A 4580-nucleotide genomic window follows, 5' to 3' on the forward strand; every position below is an offset into this window, starting at 1 on the left:
CGGTAAGGGGGGACGAGTGGCCGGGCCGGTGTGGCCGGGGTGGTTCTGGTGGCGTGCCGTGCGGAGGGGTTCGGAGCGCGCCGCGCCGCACGCGCCACGCCGGGCCGTCCCACCACCGGCCGACGCCCCGTCAGTCCCGCAGCCCAGCCCTGGTGGCGGGCCCACCCGGCGGCCCATAGCGTCGAGTCGGCCGCACCCACCGGCCGTCACTGCCCAAGCACACCGTGTAAGAACAGACACCGCGTACCTAGCGCGCTGCCCGGCAGGCTCCGGCCGCACACCGGCGAGCGCGCCGGAAAGAACAGGTCACCACTCATGCCCACGCGACGGGTCCACCACTTCGCCGCGGCCACCGCCGCCGCCACCGCCCTGACCACCGTCCTCGCCACCCTGGCCGCCGCGCCCGCGGCCCACGCCGCCGACGGCCTGCACGTCGTCCAGCCGGGCGAATCGATTCAGCAGGCCGTCGACGCCGCCCTCCCCGGCGACACCGTCCAACTGCTCGCCGGCACCTACCCCGGCAGCGTCCGCATCACCACCCCGGGCCTCACCCTGCGCGGCGCCGGCGCGGACAGCGTGATCACCCCCGGGGACGGCACCGAGAACGCCTGCGCCACCGCCGGCCACGGCCTCTGCGTGGACGGCACCGAGGCGGCCCCGCTGCCGGACGTCACCATCGAGACCCTCGCCGTCACCGGCTTCCGCAAGAACGGCATCGACGCCAGCGGCACCACCGGCCTGACCGTGCGCGACACCTACGTCCACGACAACGCCCAGCAGGGCATCAGCCAGGAGATCTCCACCCGGGCCCGGATCGTCGGCAACCGCGCGACCCGCAACGGCCAGTCCGGTGTCTTCCTCGCCAACTACGCCTACCGCGAGGGCGGCGCGCCCGACACCGGGGGCACCGTCGTGGAGGGCAACGAGCTGACCGAGAACCGGGTCGGCGTCACCGTCCGCCGACTGCGCGGGCTGGCCGTCCAGGACAACGAGCTCCGCGGCAACTGCGCCGGCGTCTTCGTGGTCGGCGACGAGGGCGTGCCCCGGGCCGGGGACCTCGACGTGCGTCGCAACCGGGTCGTCGCCAACAACATGTTCTGCCCGGCCAACCCGCGGCTGGGCGCCATCCAGGGCGCGGGCATCGTGCTCACCGGGGTCGAGGACACCCGGGTCACCGACAACGAGGTCCACGACAACGTCGGCAGCTCGGACTTCTCCGGCGGGATCGTCCTCTTCAAGAGCGCCGTCGGCGTCCCCAACGCCCGCAACACCGTCGCCGACAACCACCTGAGCGGCAACAGCCCGGCCGACATCGCCGACCGCGACACCGGCGAGAACGCGTTCGCCCGCAACACCTGCGCGCGGTCCGATCCGTCCGGCCGCTGCTGAACCGCGGCACCCGCACCCGGTACGACCCGCCCCCGTCGACAAGGAAGACCTCCCATGACCATCGCACCGCCCCCCACTCCCCAGGCCGCGATGCGCCTGCGCGAGCTCGTCTTCGGCGCCGCCTGCGCCGCCGCCGTCCGCGCGGCCGCCCGGCTCGGCGTCGCCGACGTGCTCGGCGACACCCCGACCAGCGTCACCGAACTCGCCGCCGCCCTCGACACCGAGCCCCTGCCGCTGTGCCGCCTGCTGCGCGCGCTCACCTGCTACGGCATCTTCTCCGAGACCTCCGACGACCGCTTCGAGCACACCGAGATGTCCCGCCTGCTGCGCGAGGACGCGCCCAACTCGCTGCGGTACATCTCCCTCTGGTGCACCGAGCCGTGGACCTGGGAGGCCTGGCCCAAGCTGGACGAGGCGGTCCGCTCCGGCCGCAACGTCTTCCCCGAGCTGTTCGGCAAGGAGTTCTTCGACTACCTGCACAGCGACGCGGGCGACTCCGCGAAGGTCTTCGACAAGGCGATGACCGCCTCCAGCCGGCAGTCCGCCCACGACCTCGCCGAGTACCTGGACCTCACCGGCGTCGACTCGGTGGCGGACATCGGCGGCGGCCAGGGGCACGTGCTGGCCAGCCTGCTGGAGAAGCACCCGGCGCTGCACGGCACCCTGCTCGACCTGCCCAAGGTGGTCGCCGGCGCCGAACCCCGGCTCCAGGACGGCGGTGCCTTCTCGGCCCGCGCCCGGCTGGTGCCCGGTGACTGCCGGGTGGAGATCCCGGTCCGCGCCGACCTCTACATCATCAAGAACATCCTGGAGTGGGACGACGAGAGCACCCGCCGCACCCTCGCCAACGTGGTCGCCGCGGCCCGGCCCGGCGCCCGCGTCGTGGTGGTGGAGAACCTGGTCGACGACAGCCCGTCGATGCGCTTCACCACCGCGATGGACCTGATGCTGCTGCTCAACGTCGGCGGCGCCAAGCACTCCAAGGAGAGCATGGTGCGGCTGATGGAGGACGCCGGACTGGACGTCGCGGACGTCCACCCGGTCAACCCCTACCTGCACGCCTTCGAGGCCACCGTGCGCGGCTGAGCACCGGCCCTTACGCGAACGACCGCCGTCCCCCAGGGAGTTGGGGGCGGCGGTCGTTCGCGTTGCCGGTCAGGCCGGGTGCGAGGAATCCAGGTGCGCGAAGACCACCACGTTGTCCGAGTAGTCCTTCTGGCCCTTGTCGTACGCACCGCCGCAGGTGATCAGCCGCAGCTGGGCGTCGGGCGTCTGGCCGTACACCTTGTCGTCCGGGAAGGCGTTCTTGGGGAAGGCCTCCACCGAGTCCACCGAGAACACCGCGACCGTGCCGTCCGCGCGCCCCACCTCGATCTGCTGGTCCGGTTGCAGCTGGCTCAGCATCACGAACACCGCCGGGCCCGTGGTGGTGTCCACGTGCCCGGCGACCACCGAGCTGCCGAGCTCGCCCGGGGAGACGCCGTCCCGGTACCAGCCGACCAGGTTGTCGTCGTCCGGCGGCGGCGCGGTGAGCTGGCCCTCCGGATCGAGCGTCAGCTCGGTGAACGGGGCGTCGACGCCGATCTGCGGGATCCGCAGCCGGGTCGGATTGGCACGGCCCAGCGACGGTGGCGCGGGGGCCGGGTCCTCGGCGGCCTCCGCAGGGGCCTCCGCGGGGGCGTCCGTGGGGGCGTCCGCGGGGGTGGTGGCCGGTGGGGACGGGCGGGGGGTGGCCGGCGCGACGATCGCCGGGGGACGGGTCATGCGGGACGCCGAGTTGGCTCTCGGCGTGGTGTCGACCGAGTTGTACATCAGCAGCAGACCGACCGCCGCCGCACCGATGCCGGTGCGCAGCAGTCGGGACATTCCAGGGACGGGACCGCCCATCGCTCCTCTTTCTCCATTCCCATGCGCAGCCGGGCCGGTGACGGCCCGAAAAGGTCCAGAAGGTCCAAAACGACCCGCCGCCCCCGTGCGCGCCGCCCTGGTGGGGAGGCGCGTGGGGGCGGCGTCAGATGCCGGACGTCAGATGGTGGCGCCGGTGTTGCGGCGGTTGCGGCGCAGCGCGTACGCGCCGGCCCCGAGGCCGCCGATCAGGAGGACGGCGCCGGAGGCGAGGCCGCCACCGGACAGCGTGGTGCCGGTCTCGACCATCGCCAGGCCGCCACCGCCGGCGTGCACGCCGCCGTGCGGGCCCTTGCGGCCGTGCTCGCCACCACGGCCGTGCTCGCCGCCGCGGCCCTCGCCGCCCTTGTCGCCGCCGCGGCCCTCGCCGCCCTTGTCGTCGCCACGGCCTTCGCCGCGACCGTGCTCGTCGCCACGGCCTTCGCCACGGCCGTGCTCGTCGCCACGGCCTTCGCCGCGGCCGTGCTCGTCGCCGCGACCCTCGCCGCGGCCGTGCTCGTCGCCGCGACCCTCGCCGCGGCCGTGCTCGTCGCCACGGCCTTCGCCGCGGCCGTGCTCGTCGCCCCGGTCGTCGCCGCGGCCGTGCTCGTCGCCGCGGTCGGACTGGTCCTGCGAGGTGAGGCTCTTCGCCTGGTCGGCGGAGCCGTCGGCGAAGGCCATGGGGGTGCCGACGGTGAGAACGGCGGCGACAGCCGCCCCGGCGAGCAGAGTGCGTGCAGAACGCATGAGGTTGATCCTTCCGATACACAGGCCCGCGATCGCCGGCACGGCGCCGGACAAGGGAATTCGTGGGAACTGCGTCTGATTCACCGTCAACCACCGCGACGTCCGCCGCCACCGGAGAGTGGCGACTTGGGTACGGACTGTGCTCGATTCGAGTGGAGTCCCGGCCCGGTTCACCCGGGTGCCCCAGTGAGACGGGTGAAAAGGATTCGCGGCGGTCCGGGCCGAGTCGGTCCTGTGCTGACGGCGTGTCGGTCCGCCCCGAAGGCGCTGACGCCGCGTCGGGCGGGTCCGGGACGATGCTGACGCCGCGTCGGGCAGGCCCGGGAAGGCGCTGACGCCGCGTCGGGCGGCTCGGATGGTGCTGACGTGCCGTCGGGCGGGCGTGGGTGGCACTGACGCCGCGTCGGGCGGGCTCGGGCGGCGCTGACGCCCCGTCCGGTCGATCCGGACGCACACGTGGGCCCAGAACCAGCGAAAGGACAGGGGGGGGGATAGGAAGGGAAGGGAGGGTTGGGAGGGGTGTGAGGTTTCTGCGGGAGAAACCAGTGGCCCTTGGGTTC

Annotated in this window: 4 protein-coding genes; 2 read left to right on the forward strand and 2 right to left on the reverse strand. The window is 73.6% G+C overall.

Translation table 11 applies throughout. The features are described from left to right. Window positions 1-315: 315 nt before the first annotated feature. A complete protein-coding gene (locus ACFVX9_RS13000) occupies window positions 316-1389 on the forward strand; it encodes a nitrous oxide reductase family maturation protein NosD (RefSeq protein ID WP_387981597.1) in 1074 nt (357 codons plus the stop codon). Window positions 1390-1443: 54 nt separating this feature from the next. Then, entirely contained in the window at window positions 1444-2475 is a 1032-nt protein-coding gene (locus tag ACFVX9_RS13005) for a methyltransferase (RefSeq protein ID WP_063350289.1), read from the forward strand. A gap of 69 nt (window positions 2476-2544) precedes the next feature. On the opposite strand, the gene ACFVX9_RS13010 is transcribed toward ACFVX9_RS13005, so the two are convergent. Together ACFVX9_RS13010 and ACFVX9_RS13015 are read right to left on the reverse strand one after the other, a co-directional pair. After that, window positions 2545-3255, reverse strand: a complete 711-nt coding sequence (locus ACFVX9_RS13010; protein ID WP_380372213.1) for a class F sortase — start codon at window positions 3253-3255, stop codon at window positions 2545-2547. A 159-nt stretch (window positions 3256-3414) separates the two neighbouring features. After that, window positions 3415-4020, reverse strand: coding sequence for a hypothetical protein (locus ACFVX9_RS13015; RefSeq protein WP_063350291.1), 606 nt, complete (start codon window positions 4018-4020; stop codon window positions 3415-3417). Between the last annotated feature and the right edge of the window lie 560 nt (window positions 4021-4580).

The organism is Kitasatospora sp. NPDC058243 (assembly GCF_042882025.1).
Taxonomy (GTDB): Bacteria; Actinomycetota; Actinomycetes; order Streptomycetales; family Streptomycetaceae; genus Kitasatospora.